The organism is Dyadobacter sp. CY351 (assembly GCF_021502625.1).
In the GTDB taxonomy this organism is placed as follows: Bacteria; Bacteroidota; Bacteroidia; order Cytophagales; family Spirosomataceae; genus Dyadobacter; species Dyadobacter chenhuakuii.
Map to the genome: position 1 here is coordinate 165,261 of NZ_JAKFFU010000007.1, position 23,067 is coordinate 188,327.

Below are 23,067 nucleotides of genomic sequence, written 5' to 3' on the forward strand. Positions count from 1 at the left end.
ATCCCTCCGGGATTTACATTTTCACATCTCCCTTTTTTCCTACCGCGCGGCGGCCGCCAATATCTCATCCCTCCGGGATTTGCGTTCAATGCGCCCTTCCGGTCTCCACATACGTCTCTTCATCGCCCGTCGGTTTGCCTTGCCACCAGGATGCTAAAATTGATCCGGTAATGTTCATTAACGGCCCGAAAATCGCGGGTGCTAGCCCAACGGTGGCCATTTTCCCCATTTCTTTGGCTATTCCTGATGCCAGTCCTCCATTTTGCATGCCTACTTCAATGGCTATGGTGCGGCAGTCGCGTTCGCTCATTTTGAAGAGGCGGCCGGACCAGTAACCTAATGTGTATCCCGATAAATTGTGGATTAGTACGAGCAAGAGCAATGTTGGCCCGATGGTGAGCAGGCTGTCGCGGCCTGCGGCGGTGATGATGACGATGATGAATGCGATGCCGGCCATGGAAACGATCGGCATGGCGTCATCGAGCCACTTGGCTTTGCCGCTGAAAAATTTGTTGAAAAGCAATCCGGCGCCGATTGGGATGATGACCATTTTAATGATGTCCCACATCATGTGCAGGGTGTCGATTTGTACAAATGCACCTGCTAATGCACTCATTAACAATGGCGTCACGATAGGAGCGAGCATTGTAGAGATCGCTGTGATGGTGATCGATAATGCCAGGTTTGCTTTGGCCAGATAGGAAATTACATTTGAAGCCATTCCGTTTGGTGAACAGCCGATGAGGATAATTCCGGCAGCGATTTCGGGTGGGAAGCCGCTTAGGTTAGCCAATGTGAATCCAATGGTTGGCATGATGATAAAATGGCTTACCACGCCTATTAGCACGCCTTTTGGCATTTTTACAACACCTACAAAATCCCCAAAACTCATTGACGTGCCCATTCCAAACATGATAATCTGGATCAAAGGCGTAATTAATGCTGCCAGCTTGAAGCCGTTCACCGTTTGGAAATGCTGCGGATAGTAAAGTGCGGTGGTTACGGCGGCGAAAATGACGGTTGTATAAGTGAAACCTTTCAGTTTTTCAAAACCCCTGAAACTGACTGCTAAGGCAAGAAAAAAAGCAATAAAGAAGGGGCCAGCTTGCGGCAGGTTTCCGGAGAGCGCGAGGAAAAGCGCAACGAGAAGACACAGACCTGCAACACCGGCTAGTAGCTTGTAAACATTCATATAATTATCGTTATAATGCTATTTAAAAAAGAACGCAAAAGTGCCCTGGCACTTCAATAAGAAGGTTACCAGGTTCTTTTCTTCATGTATTCGTCCAGTTCGGCGCGCTTCATCGGGATTTCCTTTGGATTGCTGTCCAGCCATTTCAGGAATGCTTCTTTGAGCTGATCGGTCCATTGGTTGTCGATCTGGCCGGGGGTGAATTTGCCTTCGCGTAGCATTTGGAGGGCGAATTTGTCCCTTAATGTGAGGAATTCGGCGGTTAGGATCACTTTTTCGGCCATGTGCGCGGGAATGAAGATCACGCCTTCTTTTTTGGCAAGCACAATGTCTCCTGGCAATACAATCGCGCGGCCTATGCGGATTGGTGTGTTTATGCCGGTCAGGAAAACGTCTTTTAAGAATGATGGGTCAAAATCTCTTACAAATGCATTGAAGCCCTCGATTTTGGAAAGTCCTTCCAGGTCGCGGACCGATGCGTCGAAAACAACGCCATTGCCTGATTTTGTAAAAATGGATGTTCCTAAATTGTCGCCGATCAATGTTCCGCTGGCGATCTTGCCGAAGCCGTCTGCTACGTATACGTCGCCTTTGGAAAGCTTATCGATGGGCCAGGAATTGGTGTTTCCTAACATGCCGTTTTTGTTGCCGCGGTCTTTTACAAGTTTTTCAACGTCGGGGCGGGAGGGCATGAATTGGGCGGTTAGTGCCCGGCCCGTGATGACGATGTCGTCTTTCAATATTTTCCAGTTTCCGTCGAACTGGCAGTTGTAACCCTCATTTTGCAACACCACCCACGCTTCTTCGATGGAGATGTTTTTGGCGCGGTTAATGAGTTCGTCGGACACTTTCGGGCGGCCATCAGGGAAGCGTTCGCCCTTCCACTCAGAAGTGAGGAACATCAGTTCTTCCTTGGGCATCATTTGCGCCTGCGTCGTTTGCAGACCATTAAAATTGAGGGCTAAAAGGGCTATTACACCTAAAAATTGTACTCTCATGTTTGAAAAATAAAATTGCGGCAAGATAAATGTCAAAGATGCATCGAATGGCTTATCATTCAAACTATCTTTTGGTAATCACGAGCGGTTCGGTGAGGCCATTGAGGTCGTAAACGACTTTTCCGGCGCGGATCGTCACCTCTGCTTCCAGTTTTTGTTTTCCCTGGATCTTGGTTCCTGTGTAATCCCAGAATCCGAATGTTCCTGTGTCATTCAATTGGAATTTACCATCCAGAACCCTCAAAACAGTCACATCTGCACGCGAGCCAACTGAAAGGTTTCCTAGCTCCTCGCGGTGAATGGCTTGTGCAGGCGCCCAGGTGCTGGCTTTGATCACAGCCGGAAGATCCATGCCCATGGCCAGAAATTTGGACATAACATTCAGCATATCTTTCATGGCATTGTTCATGCTGCCGGTGTGAATGTCGGTGCTGATGGTGTTGGGATAAAAACCGCTTTTAACAGCTGGAATGGCTTGTGAAAAGGCAAAGCTGATGCCGCCGTAACCCACGTCAAAAAGGATCCCTTTCTTACGCGCGTCGTAAACGAAAGGCTTAATTTTGCCGGTAGCAATGTCCAGAATCGGCTCCCGGCTGCTGAGCTGGCCGAAGCAATGTGTGAAAATATCGCCTGGGCGCAGGTATTTTGTAAACAATTCTTGGAGCGGTAAAACGGGCTTGCTTCCGCCGAAATCAACCATTACAGGCACATTAGCAAGTTTTCCGGCTTCCACGGCGCGTTCGGTTGGCGTCCAGTTGTAACCGTTGTAATGTGCGAGTTTTATGCCGACAATGTAATCCGGATTTTCCTTCACCACTTTTGCCGTCGCAGCCGCATCCATATCGTCCACATTCTGCTCGTAAGTGCCGCCACGCATGCCTTCTCCTACAATGTTCAGGAATGCGAGCACGCGGGTTTTTGAAATGTCAATGGTTTGTTTTTTAAAATCAGGAAAAGATTTCCAGCCGGCGCATCCTGCGTCTACCACCGTTGTAACGCCGGTGCGGAATGTAAAACCATCCGGTGGCAGTGCATTCGGACCATTGCTGTAAGTCTGGTCCATCTTGGTGCCGTAAAAGTTGTGGGAATGCATGTCGATGAGGCCGGGCGTTACGAAAAGCCCTTTGGCATTCACGACCTGCTTGCCTTCTTTGGCATCGATGTTCTTGGCAACGAGCATGACGGTGTCACCTTTCAGCGCGACATCCATAATGCCGTTCACATTGTTTTTAGGGTCGATGACGTGGCCGCCTTTGATCACCACAGAATATTGCTGGGCGTTGGCGGCGCATGCAAATAGCAGCGCAAAACAAGTTAAGCGTAATTTCTTGTTCATGTTTTCAGGATTAGGAATATGGGCATTAGATAGTTAAAGGAATTCTCAGTTCGTTTTTAATGCTACAAGTGCGTTTAATGTTAGTGCGTTGGTTATGAATAAATCAGACTTCCGGGTTTGTGGCCTGGAAGTCTGACATTACATTTTTTTGCAAAAATTATTTATCCCACCAAACCATGCTGGAAAGCGTATTCGTGCCGCCTTGTCTGGTTCTTGCTTCGTAGAAATTGGCCTGGTTATACTGCTCTTCCGAATCAGGAATTACAAAACGGGTTGGGATTTTGCCGCCGGTGAGGTTACCAGGATAGTTGGTAGGCGTCAGCTTAGGGTATCCGGTGCGTCTCCAGTTGGACCAGATTTCATATTCATCTTCCAAAAACAGCGCGACCCACTTCTGCGTGCCGATCTGCTCCATTTTTTCAGCCAATGTTCCTGTTGCTTTAAAGGGATTTGCTTTCAGGTAAGCAGCGATTTTAGCATCAGAAATGACACCGCCTGCACCAAATGCAGCCCATTGCTTCATGCCTGATGTTACCGCGCTTTCATATTCCGCGGCTGGCGTTGTCGCCGTATACCAGCCTCTCAAACCAGCCTCAGCGAGCAGCAAATGCACTTCCGCAGGGGTGAAAACCAATAAGGGCGCATTGTATTTCAAAATCGTATTCGGATTTGGCTCGGAATAAGAATCAAAATCTGCTGGCAATGAGTTGAAAGCCGCATTAGGCATTCCTTTTTGCAAGGCAGTAGCTGTGTCGGCAACGTAAGGAGCTGTTGCAGATGCTTTTGTCCAAACCACAGAGATTACATTCAAACGCGGATCTTTGGTTGTTTTCAAATGGTCAACCAATGTTTTGGCCAATTTTCCACCTTCCACATTGTCACCGCCAGGAGAAACATAATCTGTTGCCATGAGGCCCGCAGCGATGAAATTTCTGCTGGCTGTGATGGAGCCATCCACGTAAGCGATCGTCGCCATATCCGTATCAGATGTGATCACACCGCCTGCAATGGCCTTTTTTACCCAGGTTTCAGCGCTCGCCGGATCAACTTCTGTCAGGCGCATTCCGAGGCGGAGCATCAGCGAGTAACCGAATTTTTTCCATTTTGCAATTTCCCCGCCGTAAACCAGGTCCGCATTTCCAAAAGTAGGTTGCGCCGCATCAAATGCATTGATCGACTCGTCCAGCTCTTTCAGCATATCCGCGTAAATGGCTTGCTGCGTATCGTATTTCGGTGTGAAATTCTGGCTGGAAAGTGCTTTTCCTGCGTCGAAATAAGGAATGTCGCCGTATAAGTCTGTCAAGCGATGGAACAGATAAGCTTTCCAGATCCGCGAAACGGACAACTTGTTTACGTCGGCAGGATTTGTTGAAACAGCTTCAATAACCTGCGCAATGTCAATCACCGCACCCTGAGAAACCGGATCGCCGCCATACAGCTGCCAGCTGCCCTGGCTGTAACCGAAATTGAAATATTTGTCACCCGCGCCAGGCACTTCCTTATAAGTTGCGAAATGCTGCATCGAACCGCCGATCGTCAGGTAAGCCGCGCCCGTAAAGTTGTTGCTAACCGTCACGAGTTGCGCCCTTGTGAAAAGGAAGCCAGGCACAACTTCCGTCGAAGCATTGGGGTTAATGTTCATTTCTTCAAATCCATTGTCGCAGGAGGCAATGAACAGGGCCGGAGCCAGATATAGGACTTTTATTAAATTTTTCATATTCACTAAAATGCTTTTTAATGATTAAAACTTCACTGTAAGGTTCACACCCAAACTCCTCGTTCTTGGAACCCCGAATGCTTCTAGACCTTGCGCATTGCCATTGGTGTAGCTCGATTCCGGATCGAAATAATTGTTGCGCTTGTCTTTGTAAAGCAGCAGCAGGTTACGGCCAACCAGCGACACAGAAGCAGATTGCAATTTCAGGAATGACATTTTGCTCACATTCAGGTTGTAGCTCAAAATCACCTGGCGCAGCTTCACGAAATCGTTGTTGAAAGTGAAAATTCCCGTGTAGTTTTTGTCATTGTCATAGTAGGTATCCACGTCCTTTTTCTCCCAGGTTTTGGTAAAAGGAGCACCCTCAGGCGTTACGCCCGTTACCGTTACACCCGTTTCGCGGCCTGGCAATGTTTCTTTTGGCAAACCAAAACGGTAGGCATACTGATACATGTTGGAGTACACCACGCTTCCGAATTTACCGTCGATCAGAATGTTCAGCGAGAAGTTTTTGTATTTGAAATTGTTGGTTATACCCATCGTCAACGGAGGAATACCATTGCCTAGTTTTTCCAGATCACCTCTTACGGCATATCCGCTGGCTGTGTTGAAAACCACATTTCCGTTGCCGTCCGTTTTCTTGTTGTAACCCCAAACTTCTCCGTAAGTCCCGCCGACAACGTTATTGATCATACCGCCGCCTACACCAAGTCCGATGCTCAATGTTTTCAGGTTGTCGGCCAGTTTCACGATCTTGCTTTGGTTGTAAGCCATGTTGTAGCTGATATCCCAGGTAAAATTATTCTTGCGAAGCGGTGTTGCAGTCAGCAAAAGCTCAACGCCTTTGTTGCTCAATTCACCCACATTCAAAAGTGCCTGCGTATATCCTGATGACGATGCAATGTTGCTTTGCACAATGTCATTGGTGGTCTTACGATTGTAGAAAGTAAGGTCAAGACCAAAACGGTTGTTCAGGAAACGTGCTTCCAAACCAGCTTCATAAGTGGTGGAAGTAAGCGGACGCAAATCAGGGTTAGGAACCAATGCCGAAGCCAATTGCTGCACGGGACGACCATTATGACCGCCTTGCGCCATTTGATAGCTTTGGTAAATCCGGTAAGGATCCACGTTCACAGCACCCACCTGCGCCCACGAAGCACGCACTTTGGCAAAACTGATCGCCGCTGGCATATCAATGGCCTCAGAAAGGATTACCGTTCCACCAACTGCCGGATAAAAAATGCTGTTGTTTGATTTGTTCAAAACAGAAAACCAGTCCTGTCTGCCCGACATGGTCAGGTAAGCCAATCCTTTGTAACCCAAATCCACCGATCCAAACACCGAGTTAATGCCGCTTTTCAAATATCTTGGCGTCGTTGTTGTGGTTGCAAGGTTGGTAAAGCTGTAAAAATTCGGGATTGTGAATTCAGCGCCTCTGTAAGCCATTTCGTCGTAAATGCTGCGCTGCGTGTTACCGCCAAGTAATGCCGAGAAGCTGAAATTTTCAAACTCCTTGTTATAGTTCAATGTCAGCATGCCGTTGGTTTCAGACGAAGTCGTGCTGTTGGATTCGTACTTTCCAAGCGGTTCGAAAGCATTGGCCGTGGGCACGATGAATTCGTATTTGAAATTATAGTAATCCTGGCTCACGCTTCCTTTGATGAACAGGTTATCAAGGATATCGTAACGAATGTTGGCCTGTCCCAAAAAGCGATTCTTACGGTCGTCGTTTTTGAATTTATTAATGACAAAATAAGGGTTTGGTGCAGCCGGAACCGGGTTCCATTCCAATTCTTTGCCTGTAACGGCGTCATAACCAGGAGAAAGGCTTCTGATATCCACCGTGTTGGCGATCAAATGTGTTGCCCAGTGCGGGTTATAATCGGCATAACCCACTTTCGGACGGTTGTGGCCGTCTTCAATGTTGTATTGAACAACCGTTTCGATGCTCAGTTTTTTACCCAAAAATGCATTTACGTTCAAATTCGCAATCCTTCTCGTGAAGTCCGAGTTAGGGACAATGCTGTTTGATTTTGTATTGTTCAAACCAAAACGAAAGTTGATCTTGTCATTTCCACCTGTGAAGGCAATGGAGTTAATGTAGTTCGTTCCCGTTCTGTAAAAGTTCTTAAGATTGTCTTTCTGAGGTGAATAGGGGCGCATCTGGCCGTCAAACTGGATCACATCCGTGCCGTCCATTCTTGCGCCATATGACAAGCGTCCTGAGCTTTTTGCCTGCGTTTGCGTCATTGGTTTTACACCGTCCACACCTTGTCCGAACTCATATTGCCAGTCCGGAATGATCGCCAGGTTCTCCGTTGTAAAGTTGCTGTTGAATTCTACACCAATGCCTTTTTGCGCGCGACCTTTTTTGGTGGTGATCAAAATAACACCATTACCCGCACGAGCACCGTACAAAGCCGCAGCTGGGCCACCTTTCAAAACGCTGATCGATTCAATGTCGTCCGGGTTGATCCCGCCGATTCCGTCCCCACGGTCGGTATTGTTACCATTTCCGTCAGAAGCATTGCCACCGCCCGGAACGCTGTTGTCCATCGGCATACCATTGATCACATACAAAGGCTGGTTGTTTCCGCTCAAAGAACCATTACCACGAATGATAATCCGGCTCGATCCGCCCGGTCCTGTCGACATCCCCGTTGCATTCACACCGGCAATTTTACCTGTCAATGCATTCGCAACGTTGTTTTCGCGGGCCTGTGTGAATTCAGAACCTTTTACTTCGGTCACTGCATAGGCAAGTGCTTTTTTCTCTTTGGAAATACCCAAAGCCGTTACAACAACTTCATTTAATGCTTTGGCCTCGGGAGCCAGCTGAACGGAGAGTGTTGTCTGCGTTCCGACTGCAACTTCTTGTGGCGTGTAACCTACAAAGCTGAAAATCAGCACTGCTGACGCTGCTTCTGCATCCGGAATGTCCATCGTAAATTTTCCTTCCGCGTCCGAAGATGTTCCGCGCTGGGTGCCTTTTACCAAAACACTTACACCCGGAAGACCCGCGCCCGTTTCATCCGTAACCACACCTGTAACATTGCGTTTCGGTGCTTCTTTGGAGGAAGATCCTGTTTCAGAGGCTGCCGTTTCGCGTTTCAGAATGATACGGTCCTGCACCACTTCGTAGGTTACTTTATGCGGAGCGAGGATTTTGCCCAGCACATCGGATAATGCTTCGTCCTGGAATTTGAATGTATATTTCTGTGCATTGAAAATCTGCGGGTTATACATAAACTTAACCTTGGTCACATTCTCAATTTTTTCCAGTGCCTTGTCAATTTCGGCATTGGCTAAACGCAGCGTTACTTTTTGTTCTAAAACCCGCTGACCGCGTACGTCATTGGCTTGCACAAATGTGCTGACGACGATAGCGAGTATGGCTTGATACAGCGTAATGCGCATGATTTTCTGTAAAGCATGATGAATTTGTACTGTTTTTGACATAATTTTGATTTTTGTCGGATTAAAATTTGGCATTAATTGATTCCCACGGCCGCTGCGAGGCGATAACCGTAAGAAGAAACAAACAGGGGATTAACGGAGCCGGTGGTGTTGCAGCATCATCGGCTCATTTTTTAGGGGACTGGTAGCAGATCTCGTCATAGGCATTGTCAGAATTTTAGGGGATTGGTGAGGAACGTTAGTAACAACCTTTGCTGGTAATGATAATGCTGGCATCCAGCTGTTCATATTGGGCGCCTATCGTTTTACAGATCAGGTTTATTTTTTCAAAAAGCGGTTCGTCGGAAAGGGATGCGGTCAGATAGCAATCCTTCATTACATCGGCATCGTGAATGATCTTCACGCCATAAGATTTTTCAAGCGTCTCAAAAACATCGGTAATAGGTGTGCCTTTGAATTCAAATGACTGGCTCTGGATCGGTAATTCAAGCAGTTTTGGGTCCGGAATCAGGCTGCGTGTGAGGCGTAACTCTTTGGGAGCGAATACGATCTGTTGATTCGGTGTTAACACCATTCCGCCAAGCTTATCGTCAGCCTGCTGCGTTGCGATGGCTTCTTTGGTCATCGGGAACACCGAAACTTTTCCTGTTTTTACTACAACCTTCACTTCCTTGTCGCCTTCAAATGCGCTCACTTTGAAACTGGTGCCTAACACTTTGGTCGCCAGTGTATGTGCGTATACATAGAAGGGTTTGTCCGGATTCTTGGCAACTTCAAAAAACGCTTCCCCGCTCAGGAACACTTCTCTCTTATTTCCTTCGAACCTGGAAGGGTAGGTAATACGGCTATTGGGTTGCAAAAGCACCGAGCTTCCATCCGCCAAAACGATCAGCTGCGCCTTGTCCGTCACATTCTCAGCCTTCACCAACGGCTCCTTAATCTGGCTCAGGATCACCTTATACTGGTCTGACTGCTGTTGTGAAGGCGTTTGCTTGTTAAACCACCATCCCGCAAACATCAGCAGCAATACGGAAGCCGCCATATTATACCAATTGGGCCTGAAAAGCTTTCTTATACCCGATTTCTTCGCCTTATTTTCGCCAATCGAATGTGAAAGCCGGTAAATCTCATTTGCAATTTCATCTTCGGAAATCTGGTCAAATGCCGATTTGGTGTTATTCAGAAAGTATTTTGCTTTTGCTACAAGCTCTTTTTTATCCGGATTAAGTTCAAGCCATTCAGCCCAGAAAATGTCTTCTTCGGGATCGTTAAACAACGTCCAGCGTCTGAACGATGGATCGGCTGCGAGTTCCTCCGGAAGAAAATTGCGGTAATTGTGCATATAGGGCAAATAATTGTATAGCTATTTTATTTAAGGATGCACTTTCCTGCGGTCAATACTCTTTTTTTAGAAATTATTTTTTGAGGGAAGCCGTTTTGAGTATGAATGTTCTGAGACGTAAAGTTTGTGAGATGGCGTTTTAATGTTTAGTTTTAATTCTGTTTTAAACCACACTAAACATTCATATGAAATTCACAGTATTAATATCAAAGGGCGAGGAATTCCTGATCGGACGCATCAAGGAAATTCCATCTGTCATGACGCAAGGAGAAACCATCAACGAAGTGATGGAAAACATCAGCGACGCGCTCAGTCTATATGCCCAGGATTCTTTCGAGAGTTTGCCACAAGATGATCAATTCATTGAGGATGAGATCTATGGCGCAATTATCTCTACGAAAGAATTAGAATTTGCCTGATGTCAATAAAAAGAAACGAACTAATCAGGCATCTTGAAAATCACAGTTGTTACTTAAAAAGAAACGGGGCAAAACATGATCTTTACTCCAATGTCCTCAACAGCAAACAAACCACAATTCCGCGGCATCCTAAGATTGACAAGCACCTTTGCGAGGCGATATGTAAGCAATTGGGGATTGAAAAAATCTGATGAGCTTAATCAATAGCAAGGCTAACCATTATTCACAAAAACCAGCAGCATCAGGCTTGTTACTGCGCGGATATGGGTTTTTAGAGAGGATATGGCTTTGAAGAGGAGGTTGGCGACGGATTGGCGGTTGACTTGCATGAGGTCTGCAATTTGCTCATTATCCATTCCTTCGAAATATTTGAGGAAAACGGCTTCTTTCTGGCGGCGTGGAAGTTCTTCTATGGCCGAGCGTACTTTAATCTGGTTTTCAGAGTATATTTCACTTTGCTCAATCTGCGTTTCGACAGTCTGATAATCTGACATCTGCCCAACTTCTTCAATGTCCAGCAGTGAATTGGCCGGATTGTTTTTCCGGAATTCTTGCAGCAACTGATTGCGAAGCGCTTTCAGAAAGTAAATGGAAACAAACTGAATGTGAATTGTCTCGCGCTTTTCCCAAATGTGGATCAGCAATTCCTGAATGGAATCCTTGATAAATTCCCGGTCCGACGTGAAGCTGGTGGCGTAGTTGAACAGCGTGCGATATTGCTTATCGGCAAGCTGACAAAATGCAAGACTGTCCCCGGCCTGGGATTGTTGCCAGAGATTCAGAAGAATTACATTCTCCTCAGCGATGCGTTGTCGTTTGTTCAAATCTTATTGGGTCAGGCAACAAAGAAACTGCTTAATCGCTTAATTTTAAAATATAACACCGACTTTATTTTTTATTTTAAAATTAGATTCGGCAAAATTGGATTATGCCAGAATAAAGATTTGATTTTGGGGGAGGGGGTTATTGTTGGCCGGTCGGGCGTTACGCAGACCGGTTTAGCATGGTGCCTGCCCTTCGACTCCGCTCAGGGTGACAGGGCAGGCACCATGCTAAACCAGCCCTGTCACCCTGAGCGGAGCCGAAGGGCATACCCCTGCGACACTAACAACTGCCGTTGTCACCCTTAGCGGGCGGCCCCGCCCGGCGGCCGAAGGGCAGCACCATGCTATCCTCCTAGATATAAGCAATACAATCAATCTCCACCAACGAGTCCCCCGGCACTCCACCATAAACAGCCACCGTCGTCCGGCAAGGCGGTTTTGAGCCGAAACGGCCTTTGTAAGCCTCATTCATTGCCTTATAGTCATTCAAATCGTTCAGGAAAACACTGCATTTCAGCACTTTCTCCATTGAAGAACCGGCTTTGATCAATTCTTTTTCCAGTTCGTCCAGGACGTGCTTGGTGTGGGCGGTGATATCGCCTTCGAAGTGGGCGCCTTTGCCGGCAATGAACACCATATTATTGAACTTGGTATGGCCTGAAAACAAGGGAACATCCTGATACATAACAACATCACCGACTTCCTTTTCGGGCGCTGGCGCAGCAGGCGTTTCTGCGATTGCTTTGGAAGCAACGCCAATTCCGGCTACTCCGGCAACTGAGGCGAATAATTTTTTAAGGATTGATCTTCTTTCGGACATGATAGTATAATTAAGTTATTAACGAATGTATTATGATCTTTTTTTCTTGCTCTTTTTAGCCATTTTCTCGTTCGCAGGCAGCGTCACTTTCCAAATGCTTCCGCCCGATTTATTTCCGCCCTGCTTGCCGCCGTACTCGATAATGTAAAGCGTATTGCCAACAAGCAATGCATCCGTAGGCGAAGTAAAACCGTCGATGATGCGGGTGGTTTTAACTTTGTAATTGTCTGAGGCTTTGTCGTAGGCCATTTCGAGGTGTAACAAATCCCGTCCTTGCTTCCTTAGCGGACTTGGATTAGCGACCCCGTTTCTTGGTCCGCCCGTGTAACGGATGACAAAACCGTCACCGGTAAGGTCTTTGCCCAGCGTATTTTTAGTATCAAAAAACAACCCAAGCGGGGAGGAGTGCGCGTTGAATGTGCTTACGCCCACGCCCGTGGAATCGCCGTCGTAGACCTGGCCGGTTTTGCGGTCGCGGTACTCGTTGGCGTCCGGGCCCATGTTCTGCACGCCTGGGCTGAACTTCACGCCCGCGGGGCGTTTCGGGAAATTTGGGTCATTGTGAAAATACTTCATCAGCCAGGCAAAAGCAAATTTGCTCAGGAAAGGATCGGTGTCCGGATTGGGTTGATAATCTGGAAATTGCTGCGGATTATCGATGCCGCCCATAACCCACGGAAAACCGTAATGATGGCCCTTGCGCACCCAGAACATATCTTCGGAATGGTCGTAATCACCTGAATTGGAGACTGCGAACAGATTTCCTTTCGGATCAAAAGCCATGTCATATGCATTGCGGATGCCTTCTGCGTAGAGATAGCCGTCGGCTTTTAATTTTTGTGTATCGGTGGAAAGCAGCAAGTCTTTGGCATCGATCGGGAAGCGGAAGATGTTGGCTGTTAATGCATTATCGCGCGCATTTGGATATTCACCGCCGTTGTCCTGCACTTCGCCGTGATCCGTTCTGGCGCCGGTGTTTACGAAAATATATTTGCCATCCGGACTGATTTCCAACGCGTTCCAACCGTGGTCAAATGTCGTTTTGTTGGCACCATATTCCACCGTATTGAAAACAACCGTCATCGCAGGCTTTTCAGTTGAGTTCGTATCTACGCCAGCTTTCAGCTCATAACGAACCATGCGGCCTTTGTTCCCTTTGTTGTTGTTGACATTAATGTTTCCTGCCAAAAACAATGTATTCCCTTTGAATGCCGCACCTTGCAAGCGCGTAATGCCGTGGTCTTCGGCGCTGAGGATTTTCTTACTTTCGGGCTGACCGTTGTTGGTGACGATCTTTAATACATCGCCAAAGAACGTCGTATAATAAATTTCCCCCGTGACCGGATGCTGAATGATCCGCACCGCTTCCGGCTCAATTTTCATGTAGTGCTCAATGGTAATGTCGTCGCGCAGTGATTTCGGCGTGCTTGTGACGGTTTCTTTGGGCTGCGCAAATGCATGTCCTGCAATGGTGGCAAGCAGCAATGCAGCGACTTTGGGTTTGAAATAACGGCTAATAGTCAGCATTTTATCCTATGGGTTCAGTTTATTCAGTTTTGCCTAAATGACGGATGTAGGCCACGAGCTGCCAGCGCTGCTCGTCGGTGAACACATCTTTAAATGGCGGCATGTTACCCCTGCCGGTGGAGATTTTCCAGAAAATGGCGCCGTCGCTCTGGGCTTTTACCAATGTGTCGTGAAAATTAGCGGGTTTCTGCCCCAACGCGCCGCCCGCTGCGCCGTCACCATAACCAGCGTCGCCGTGGCAGGTGGCGCAGTAAAGTGTGAAAAGTTCTTCGCCCTGCGCCAATGTCAGCGGTTCCTCGTGATAGGGACTTTTCAGTGTGTCGGCCCAGGCGGGTGCTTTCCAGGGATCCTGGCTGACGTGCGGATTGAAAGGCCCGGAAGAAAATCCAGTCAGAATAATTCCGGCTAAAACGATAAAATTTGCGGCTAAAATCTTATTTTTAAACATCAAATGTAAAGAAACGTGATATATATAAATGTCTGATTTTTCTCCCTCCAACCCCTTAAAGGAACACTCAATTGCCGGAGAGTAATATCCACTTAAACGAGGTTGGAAGGAGAAAAACGTTGTTGCTAATTTGTTTTTTCAACGGCTGCTCTGACTTTCGAAACTTCATCAGCAGAAACGGCGCTGGCGGTGTTTCCAAAATTACTGCGGATATGCGTCAGAACTTCTGCGATTTCTTCATCTTTTAAAAAGCTGTGTTGGGGCATTACATTGTTATAGGATTGCCCTTTCACTTCCAACGGCCCTTCCAGCCCTTTGAGCAATACTTTTATAAGGCGTTCCTTGTCTCCGGTTACCCATTCGGCACCGCCCAAAGGTGGAAAACGCTGCATATCGCCCATGCCGTTTCGCTGATGACAAGCTGAGCAGTAAACGCTGTAAACCTTCCCACCGGCGACGGGCTTATCCTTGTCCAGGTTGTCGGCAACTTCGTCCGGCGTGCGGATGTTGGACATGGATTTTCTCTTTTCCATTTTGACCAAAGCCGTTTTTGTAAATTTCTTTTTATCGCCTTTGTAAGTCACTTTCCAGATCTTCCCTTTTTCTGTCTCCGCAATGTAAAGCGCACCATCAGGACCAATCGCCAGGCCCATTGGTCGATAAACCGCGTCGCTGACATTCACAATCGGATCTACGCCAGCAAAGCCGTCTGCGAAGACCTCATAATCACCTGCTGGCTGGCCATTTTTGAAAGGAACAAATCCAATAAAATAGCTTGACTGCGGGTAAGGAGCGCGGTTGGTAGAACCGTGGAATGCGATAAAGGAGCCGTTTTTGTAGCGTTCCGGAAAATGGTTTCCCTGGTAAAACAGAATGTCATTCGGAGCCCAGTGGCCAGGAAAACCGATCAGCGGTTTTTCATACTCGCCGCAGCGGCCCACTTCTTTCCCATCACCGCCATACTCAGGGTTAAGGATCTTTTTGCCCTGCATTTGATCCCAATAACAATAAGGCCAGCCTGCATGCGTGCCCTCTTTGATCCGTAAAAACTCCTCGGAAGGAAGCATAGCGCTTTGCCAGGGAGAAAAAAGCTGCGGGAACAGGCGCAATAAATCGTCCCGGCCATGCTGCAATGCATATAAATTATTATCAGCAAAATTCCAGTCGAGCGCCACTACGCTCCGCAAGCCGGTCGCGAATTTCAGGCCGTCTTTCTGCAACTGACCTTTCTTATTCGCGTCAAAACGCCAGATCCCGCCGTGATCTTCGAGGATAGGGCAAGGATCGAGGCCGCTGGATGAGGGGATTCGGTTATCATCCTGACAGGCATTGGAATTAGCGCCAAATGGCACATACATAAATCCTTTGTCATCAAATGTGACCGGCTTTGCAATGTGCTCGTGCATGCCGTGCGCGTGGTCGTCGGTAAGGATTATTTCTTCCTCGCCAGACGGAACAAGCTCGCCCGGATTCAGTTTGTAACGTGAAACAATCAGTTCTGAACTGAAATAAAGATATCCTTTGTAAATGCGCATGGCAGTTCCGTAAACACCTTCACCGTCACGTCCACCAAAATGTTTAATAATGTCTGCACGGCCGTCGCCATTGGTATCGCGCAGCGCAATCACGGATTTCCCTTTTCCGGAAAAACGCGCTTTTACATAAATATCACCATTGTCATTCACGGCAATGTGGCGGGCGCGGCCGGGCAGGCTGTCCACCACAACGGTTGCTTCAAAGCCGTCCGGTAGGAACAGGCCGCCGTTCTTGTCATTAACCACGTCACTTTGCCGGTCACTCTTATGGGTAAAACCCAATGCAAAAAGCAGCAGAAGCGAAGCTGAGAGTTTGAGAGAATGGTAGCGCATTATTTATAGAGGAGTTTAGGAATAACAGGGTCAGCAGCTATTTCAGATAGATCGGCTTGGCAATGCCGTTGAGGTCGTAGACGATCTTGCCGCCCATGATCGTCATCTCGCATTCCAGCTTTTCTTTTCCTTCCATTTTATAACCGGTTTTATCATAAAAACCAAAATTGCCCTTGCGCATCGAAAATATGGCGACATCTGCAATGGCATTCTCTGAAATGTGTCCCAGGTTTTCGCGCTTGATCACCTGCGCAGGTTCCCAGGTGCTGGCCTTAATCACCGAAGGCAGATCCATGCCCATCACATAAAATTTGGACATAATGCTCAGCATGTCCTTCATGGAGCCGTTCATGCTGCCCGTATGCAGGTCGGTGCTGATGGTGTTGGGGAAAAAGCCTTGTTTGATGGCAGGAATAGCCTGTGAATAATTGAAGCTCGCGCCGCCGTAGCCGACGTCAAAAATAATCCCGCGCTTGCGCGCTTCCAGAACGAACGGGCGCACTTTCCGCGCTTTTTCATCTACAATGGTTTCTCTTACATTGCCTTCCAGCAAAGTATATGCGTGTGTAAAAATGTCTCCGGGGCGAAGGTGTTTCAAAAACAATTCTTCCAATGGCAAGGGCGGCGTGCTTCCGCCAAAATCGATCATGACGGGCATGTTGGACAGCTTGCCCGCCTTCACAGCATTATCGACCGGCTTCCAGTCATTGCCCATGAAATGTGCGACTTTAAAGCCGACCACATCATTCTTATTTTTCAGCGCGACGCCCGCAGCCAGCTCGGGGTTCATGTCGCTGGTATCCTGTTCCCAATTTCCCCCGCGCATGCCTTCGCCTACAATGTTAAGGAAGGAAAGAACGCGCGTCTTGGAATTAAAAATAACATTCTTTTTGAACTCAGAAAACGAATCCCAACCCGCACCGCCGGCGTCCACAATGGTCGTAACGCCTACGCGGAAAGTGAAGCCGTCGGGTGGTAATGCAACCAAACCATTACTTAAATAATGGTCTGGTTGCGTTCCGAAAAACACATGTCCATGAATATCAATGAGTCCGGGCGTGACATACATGCCTTTGGCATCCACAACCTGTCGGGCTTCCTTAGGATCGATGTCCCTGGCAACCTTCTTGATCTTTCCTTCAAATATCCCTACATCCATGATCTGGTTGAGGTTATTCTTAGGGTCGATGACCGTTCCGCCTTTGATCAATATGCTGTAAGTCTGCGCATTAACGGCGAGAGTTACACTGCATATCAGGAAAAGGATAAGCAGGGATCTGTGTTTCATTTTTTATAGGGCTTAGGAATAGGTATTCTTGGTAATGCAAAATCTTAAACAACTGCCTTTGATAATTCTTCTTTCAGGCGGGCGGCAACTATTTTTTCCTCCCCGGGTTTCAGGCACCAGGTTGTGATGGTTAATGTGTTGTTTTCGCCGGGCATGATCTCAATGGAAGGGTTGCCGTTCCGCATGTTTTCCTGCAACAATTTCACAGGCAGGCTCACTTTGGCAGCGTCCCAGGAAATGCGGAGGGTAGGCGTATGGTTGCCCAGTTCCGGAGCAAATGTCTCAACATTGACACCAGCCACGCTTTTTGCCGCATTGCTGATCAGTGCCGCGCGGTCTTCCCACATTTTCCACTCCTTCTTGTGGTCCATTTTCACGAACTTTTCCAAAGCCACATACATGCCCAGGATCTCTTCTTTATTCACCTTCATACCGCGCCCGATCGTAGAGCCGCGTGGCGGCATGCTCAGTCTGGCAGCGTCGATAAGGTGTTTTTTACCCATCAGTATGCCTGCACTTTGCGGTCCGCGCATGGCTTTACCGCCAGAGACGCACACCAGGTCAAAGCCCATATCATTGAATCGCCAAAGATTTTCAACAGGCGGCACATCCGCAGCCATGTCTATCATCGTAGCAATGCCATTTTTCTTTGCAATTTCCACCCATTGCTCATGCTTGATCTGCCCTTTGTCCGACTGGATATGCAGGAACCAAAGCAATGCAGTTTTTTCATTAATGGCCTTTTCCAACTCTTCAACCGTCTCAACCTGGATAATTTTGCAACCTGTGTTGGTCAGCGCGTGGGAGTAGCCAATGTTATGGCCTTTCTGGATGATAACTTCGGATTTCATGCCCGTTCCTTCCAGATGCGGCAATGCTTCCACCCGCTTCTGATCCATTCCGGTAAGCACACCCGCAAGTCCTAATGTTAATGCAGAAAAGCATCCGGCAGTAACCACCGCAGATTCGGCATGCGTTAATGCAGCAATTTTTTCACCAACCTTGGTCTGAACTTCGTCCAGCATCATGAAATTCTGGGCAGCGCCCTGGATCGTTTCTACCACTTCGTCCTGCATGAGCGAGCCGGTCATAGCCGTGTAGGTACCCGCAGCATTAATAAAAGTTCGGATCCCCAGCTCCTTTACAAGGTTCCTCGCAGGCAGCTTAGCCGCGAAAGTTGCAGCTTCTGCACTGCCGTTCCCCAAAAATCCGCCTATTAGGGGCACAGCGGACAAATGTTTGATTAAATCTCTACGGTTTATCATGATATTGGAAAGGACTTGAAAAGTGTTAAGGGCGTTAAAAATCTACGATGAAAGCATCAACATATCAATGATGCAGGAAATGCATGCTGATACTCTTTTTTGTAAGATTATTTTTTTTAATTATTGAAAATTAGAAAATAAACTTTGGTCAATGTAAATATTGACGCCCTTTTTATTCCGGCTCAATTCCTAATCGATAAACAGCTGCTTTACACATACGGGCGTAGGAATGCTGATCTCCTTGCTGGTATAAGTCAGTTGGCCTGTTTCTGCATTTCTTTTGAAAAACACCACATTATCATTGTCGCGATTGGTCACCAATACAAGCTCACCTTTGGCATCCACCAGGAAGTTGCGCGGGTGCTTTCCGTGCGTTTCGGCATGCCCGGCGACGGTTAATTTGCCGGTTTTGGCATCTACTGCATAAATAGCAAGGCTTTCATGTCCCCGATTGGAAGCGTACAGGAATTTGCCGTCCGGCGAGAAATGAATGTCAGCGGCAAAGCTTTTTCCCGTAAAATCCGCAGGAAGCATCGTTACCCGCTCCATAGGCACAAGCGCGCCGGAATTCTTAACAATTTTGAAGGAGTTAACAGCCGAACCCAGCTCGCAAGCTGAGTAACCGAAATTGCCATTAGGATGAATAGCAAAATGACGGGGGCCATCACCGGCCTTCACTTCTGCATAGGGAACGGCTCCGGGCGTGAGCTTGCCTGTTTTGGCATCAACGCTGTATACCATGATCTTATCGATGCCAAGATCCGAAGCATAGATGTATTTGCCATCCGCCGAGGGGATTACCGAGTGCATATGTGGTTTTTGGGACGCTAAACCTTTGTCCTGAATGCTGTCGGCCACTGCGCCGATTGTGCCGTCACTATTGATGAGGTAAACGCCTAGTTGCCCGCTTCCGTAATTGGAAACATACAAAAACCGGCCTTTCGGATCTACGCTGACGTGGCAGGCGCCTTTGCCGAGCGAGGGTTTGGAATTCATTGTCGTCAGTTTTCCGGCGGCGTCAATGGCATAAGAAGAAACCGTGCTGTTGCCTTCGTTAGCTGTATACAGGAATTTTTTGTTAGGATGGAATTCCAGGAATGAGGGGCTGTTTTTATTCACCATTACCTGTATTTCTTTGAAAGACAGGTTGCTTCTGTCAAATTCGTAGACATAAATACCCTCACCTTTTTGGGTGTAAGTGCCAATGTAAAGAATTTCTTTTCCGGATTTTTGTGCAAATGTCATGACTGCGGATAATAGGCAAATGAATGTTAAAATTGTATTGCGCATGGTTCAGGAATTTAATGTTTGGATCAATGTTAGGAGTGGCAGCGACTTGCTATTCAAAAATCAAGGTGCCGAATTTGTTAAACTCGTGAAAGCTCCCGCCTGTTTTCTGCCACGAGTAATAGGCGGTTTCTTCATCATAATCAATGCGGTAGAAGTTCCCGCGCCACTTGGTCCCGGACTTTGGTGCGGCTGTTACCATAGGGCTCATCAATGCATAAGGGATAAAGAATTCGGCTTTCCAGCCCTCTACTGAGGCCATGCTCTTCTTTTGGCCTCCTTGGGCGCTGGTGGCATGTTGTACGCGGTTGCGGTCTGTGTAATGCCAGGCTTTCCATCCTTCTGTCCGGCCTTTTATGTTGGCAATGATGATGGGAAGTTCGTAATCCAATGGTGAAAGCTCGTATTCCAGATAAATGGGCACTGTGGTGTCCGGCCAGAGAAAAACTTCCACAACATCCTCTTTAAACAGTAAACCATAATCCTCCATAATGGTCGCAGTCAGTTTTTTATCGGTGCAGTCGAAGAGGAAATACATTCCTTTTTCGGAGTAGAGGATTTTTACTTTGGTGGGAAATTGTTTTCCCGGCGCGGGCTGGTTCGGACCTTTCTGGACCGTGATGTCAAAAGCCTTTGCAGTGGCCCAGTTTGCAGCACTGCCTTGCCCGTCTACTTTAAAGTCGGTCGTTTTTTTGATCACCATGGAGGAATCCGGGATTGCGGCATGCGCCTGGGCGCGAGGAGCAATTGCGCCCGTCAAAATGCCCGCCCATAGAAAAAAGGGGACGATTTTTTTCAACATCATTGTATGGTTTAGGAATGGAATAGGGGCTGCGGGAAGCAGGTTCCGGCAATTTCCTCAGGTTTTTAGATATTACCAAATGATTATTTTCCATAAGTCCCCGATTTTCCAGACTGCGGCACGCTTTGGAATGATTATTTAACAATTGGCACATATCAATCAACTGAAAACCATTTAACTTTTAGCATTATGATACGCGAACGAGGAGAACCCGCAATAGCTGATACCAGCAAACCCATTCTGGAAGCACCGGTAGTTCCGGACTTTCCAACAAATACACAAAAAACCCGCGCAGTAGCCGATGATCCGGAATTGGTAGGCGGTAATGATGACGACGATCTGGATGGCGACGACGATGCAGATGATGTCCTGCCACAAGATGTCCTAGACGATGATGATGACAGCCTGCTCGATGATGAGGAGCCTGTGATCATTGACGGGGACGAGATTATCGACCGTGAAGATGACGATGAGGACGACGACGTTTTATAACGATCCGTCCAATAAATTGATTTAAATAAATATAGCCTCTGGATTTATCCAGGGGCTTTTTTATTGATATAATGAGTAATGATACCCGTCCCAAGGCTTTTCCAGCTAATTCAGGAAGAACATCTTATCCTCACCTTTACCTAAACCCATGCAGTCCACAGACAAAAATGTTACCCAAAGCATTACCCAGGTAATTGCTGCTTCTTCTCTTGGTACTTTAATTGAATGGTATGATTTCTACATTTTTGGCAGCCTGGCCGTTATCATCGGGCAACAACTTTTTCCCAGCGACGCAGGCGCATCCGCATTAATCAACACATTGGCCATCTTCGCCGCCGGCTTCATCGTGCGCCCATTCGGGGCATTGGTTTTTGGTCGGTTAGGTGATCTCATTGGCCGGAAATATACATTTCTGCTGACCCTGGTGCTAATGGGCGGTTCCACATTTCTGATTGGATTGATTCCCTCATATTCAAGCATCGGGTATGCAGCTCCGATTTTAGTTTTGATCCTTAGACTGGTGCAGGGCCTTGCGCTGGGTGGTGAGTATGGCGGCGCAGCGACTTATGTGGCGGAGCATGCACCGGTTGGCAGAAGAGGATTTTTTACGAGCTGGATCCAGACCACGGCAACATTGGGCTTGTTTCTTTCCCTGGGTGTTATTGTGCTCACCAAGAACATGTTAGGTGCCGAAGCGTTTGCGGACTGGGGCTGGCGTATCCCATTCCTGGTGTCGATCTTGCTGGTGGGCGTTTCGATCTATATCCGGATGAAAATGCATGAATCCCCTGTTTTCACCAAACTGAAAGCGGAGGGTAAGGTTTCTACCAATCCTCTGAAAGAGAGTTTTCAGAAGAAAGCGAATTTCAAAATGGTGCTGCTGGCATTATTCGGGGCCACAATGGGGCAGGGGGTGATCTGGTATACCGGCCAGTTTTATGCCCAATCGTTTTTGGAAAATACTTGCAAGCTGGATTTCAATGAATCGCGTTATGTGCTGCTTTGGGCCATTTTATTTGCGACTCCGTTCTTTGTTGTGTTTGGTTCGTGGAGCGATAAAGTGGGGAGGAAATGGATCATGCTTACCGGAATGCTGCTGGGGGTGATCTGCTATCGCCCTATTTACCAATATTTTATTGACGCAACCAATGTTAAGGAATTCCAGAAGACAGAGTTGAAAAGTGCTTCGGATCCGGTTGTTGAAAGGACTTTACTGAACGATACCAAGGATTCGCTGATCACAACCACCGTATTCAAGACACTCAACAACGGAATGACGTTTAAGGAAGCAAAAGTCGTGATCATTCCCGACGATGTGCTGGCGCCATTGCCCGAACCGCAAACGGTGATCAAGGACGTGACGCTTTCGGGGTCATCTTATATTATCATTATTGCGCTGGTTTTCTTCCAGGTTTTGCTGGTAACAATGGTTTACGGGCCTATTGCAGCTTTTTTGGTGGAATTGTTTCCTACCAAGATCCGCTATACTTCCATGTCGCTTCCTTACCATATTGGAAATGGCGTTTTTGGCGGTCTGGTTCCGTTTATCGCTACATTGGTTGCTTCGTTCAGCGGCTCTACGCCATTATCCGGACTTTGGTATCCGATCGGCATTGCTGCGCTTTCCTTTGTAATCGGGGCGGTTTACATTAATAATAAGGGAGATGAGAACGTGGCTGATTGAGTTTTTGATTTGTAAAAAATATTTTAAAAATAGCTTAATATGAATGCTTTAAAGAAATATCTGGGCGTAGTATGGATGCTGCTGGGGCCCATTATCATTATTTTCCTCTTCATGCAGGCCATTGAAAAAATAGGATTGGCAGCGGAGGGAATTGCACGGACAAACACAACATTGCAATGGTCAATCATCATCCTGATCTTCATCCCCATTTGCGCGGGACTGGTGATTTTCGGCTACTACGGCTGGAAAGGCGAGTACGAAAAATTGCCCGGAAGCTCGGCTGATTTATAGGAGGGAGGATTGCACAAACTTCTTCTTTTGTGGATTTGGTGCTTGTTAAC

Annotated in this window: 20 protein-coding genes; 5 read left to right on the forward strand and 15 right to left on the reverse strand. The window is 47.4% G+C overall.

Features of this window, described 5'->3' with window-relative positions; all coding sequences use genetic code 11:
• Positions 1-85 precede the first annotated feature (85 nt).
• The 6 genes from L0660_RS15010 to L0660_RS15035 form a co-directional block, all read right to left on the reverse strand.
• A complete protein-coding gene (locus tag L0660_RS15010) occupies positions 86-1,192 on the reverse strand; it encodes a bile acid:sodium symporter family protein (RefSeq protein WP_026629970.1) in 1,107 nt (368 codons plus the stop codon).
• A gap of 65 nt (positions 1,193-1,257) precedes the next feature.
• Complete coding sequence (locus tag L0660_RS15015) at positions 1,258-2,190, reverse strand: RraA family protein (protein WP_233797787.1); 933 nt, start codon at positions 2,188-2,190, stop codon at positions 1,258-1,260.
• A gap of 64 nt (positions 2,191-2,254) precedes the next feature.
• Positions 2,255-3,526, reverse strand: a complete 1,272-nt coding sequence (locus L0660_RS15020; protein ID WP_235160189.1) for an amidohydrolase/deacetylase family metallohydrolase — start codon at positions 3,524-3,526, stop codon at positions 2,255-2,257.
• Between the two features lie 157 nt (positions 3,527-3,683).
• Positions 3,684-5,243 (reverse strand): SusD/RagB family nutrient-binding outer membrane lipoprotein, encoded by a 1,560-nt coding sequence (locus L0660_RS15025; RefSeq protein WP_235160190.1) that lies wholly within the window; start codon positions 5,241-5,243, stop codon positions 3,684-3,686.
• Between the two features lie 24 nt (positions 5,244-5,267).
• Positions 5,268-8,702 (reverse strand): SusC/RagA family TonB-linked outer membrane protein, encoded by a 3,435-nt coding sequence (locus tag L0660_RS15030; protein WP_235160191.1) that lies wholly within the window; start codon positions 8,700-8,702, stop codon positions 5,268-5,270.
• A gap of 196 nt (positions 8,703-8,898) precedes the next feature.
• Entirely contained in the window at positions 8,899-10,002 is a 1,104-nt protein-coding gene (locus tag L0660_RS15035) for a FecR family protein (protein ID WP_235160192.1), read from the reverse strand.
• Between the two features lie 185 nt (positions 10,003-10,187).
• Here L0660_RS15035 and L0660_RS15040 point away from each other — a divergent pair, with 185 nt between their 5' ends.
• Positions 10,188-10,421 (forward strand): type II toxin-antitoxin system HicB family antitoxin, encoded by a 234-nt coding sequence (locus L0660_RS15040; protein WP_235160193.1) that lies wholly within the window; start codon positions 10,188-10,190, stop codon positions 10,419-10,421.
• Complete coding sequence (locus tag L0660_RS15045) at positions 10,421-10,612, forward strand: type II toxin-antitoxin system HicA family toxin (RefSeq protein ID WP_235160194.1); 192 nt, start codon at positions 10,421-10,423, stop codon at positions 10,610-10,612. Before L0660_RS15040 ends, L0660_RS15045 begins: the two co-directional genes overlap by 1 nt.
• A 21-nt stretch (positions 10,613-10,633) precedes the next feature.
• Here the strand turns inward: L0660_RS15045 and L0660_RS15050 are convergent, their stop codons facing one another.
• The 9 genes from L0660_RS15050 to L0660_RS15090 form a co-directional block, all read right to left on the reverse strand.
• A complete protein-coding gene (locus tag L0660_RS15050) occupies positions 10,634-11,245 on the reverse strand; it encodes an RNA polymerase sigma factor (RefSeq protein WP_233797793.1) in 612 nt (203 codons plus the stop codon).
• A gap of 352 nt (positions 11,246-11,597) precedes the next feature.
• Positions 11,598-12,068 (reverse strand): RidA family protein, encoded by a 471-nt coding sequence (locus tag L0660_RS15055; RefSeq protein ID WP_235160353.1) that lies wholly within the window; start codon positions 12,066-12,068, stop codon positions 11,598-11,600.
• Between the two features lie 27 nt (positions 12,069-12,095).
• Entirely contained in the window at positions 12,096-13,592 is a 1,497-nt protein-coding gene (locus L0660_RS15060) for a sorbosone dehydrogenase family protein (protein ID WP_235160195.1), read from the reverse strand.
• 19 nt (positions 13,593-13,611) lie between these two features.
• The gene (locus L0660_RS15065; protein ID WP_235160196.1) at positions 13,612-14,040 is read right to left on the reverse strand and encodes a cytochrome c; all 429 of its coding nucleotides are present in this window, start codon (positions 14,038-14,040) and stop codon (positions 13,612-13,614) included.
• Positions 14,041-14,165: 125 nt separating this feature from the next.
• Positions 14,166-15,908 (reverse strand): c-type cytochrome, encoded by a 1,743-nt coding sequence (locus L0660_RS15070; protein ID WP_235160197.1) that lies wholly within the window; start codon positions 15,906-15,908, stop codon positions 14,166-14,168.
• Between the two features lie 37 nt (positions 15,909-15,945).
• A complete protein-coding gene (locus L0660_RS15075) occupies positions 15,946-17,196 on the reverse strand; it encodes an amidohydrolase/deacetylase family metallohydrolase (protein ID WP_235160198.1) in 1,251 nt (416 codons plus the stop codon).
• A 44-nt stretch (positions 17,197-17,240) separates the two neighbouring features.
• Positions 17,241-18,461 (reverse strand): aminotransferase class V-fold PLP-dependent enzyme, encoded by a 1,221-nt coding sequence (locus L0660_RS15080; protein ID WP_235160199.1) that lies wholly within the window; start codon positions 18,459-18,461, stop codon positions 17,241-17,243.
• 189 nt (positions 18,462-18,650) lie between these two features.
• Positions 18,651-19,751 carry a lactonase family protein gene (locus L0660_RS15085; RefSeq protein ID WP_235160200.1) on the reverse strand — a complete coding sequence of 367 codons (1,101 nt, stop codon included), beginning with the start codon at positions 19,749-19,751 and terminating at the stop codon, positions 18,651-18,653.
• Between the two features lie 49 nt (positions 19,752-19,800).
• Positions 19,801-20,553, reverse strand: a complete 753-nt coding sequence (locus tag L0660_RS15090) for a carbohydrate-binding family 9-like protein (RefSeq protein WP_235160201.1) — start codon at positions 20,551-20,553, stop codon at positions 19,801-19,803.
• A 186-nt stretch (positions 20,554-20,739) separates the two neighbouring features.
• Between L0660_RS15090 and L0660_RS15095 the strand changes: the two genes are divergently transcribed.
• The 3 genes from L0660_RS15095 to L0660_RS15105 all read left to right on the forward strand — a co-directional run bounded on the left by L0660_RS15095 (position 20,740) and on the right by L0660_RS15105 (position 23,017).
• Positions 20,740-21,042 (forward strand): hypothetical protein, encoded by a 303-nt coding sequence (locus tag L0660_RS15095; RefSeq protein ID WP_235160202.1) that lies wholly within the window; start codon positions 20,740-20,742, stop codon positions 21,040-21,042.
• 148 nt (positions 21,043-21,190) lie between these two features.
• The gene (locus tag L0660_RS15100) at positions 21,191-22,726 is read left to right on the forward strand and encodes an MFS transporter (protein ID WP_235160203.1); all 1,536 of its coding nucleotides are present in this window, start codon (positions 21,191-21,193) and stop codon (positions 22,724-22,726) included.
• Between the two features lie 39 nt (positions 22,727-22,765).
• Entirely contained in the window at positions 22,766-23,017 is a 252-nt protein-coding gene (locus L0660_RS15105; RefSeq protein WP_233797802.1) for a DUF6814 family protein, read from the forward strand.
• The last annotated feature ends 50 nt before the right edge of the window (positions 23,018-23,067 follow it).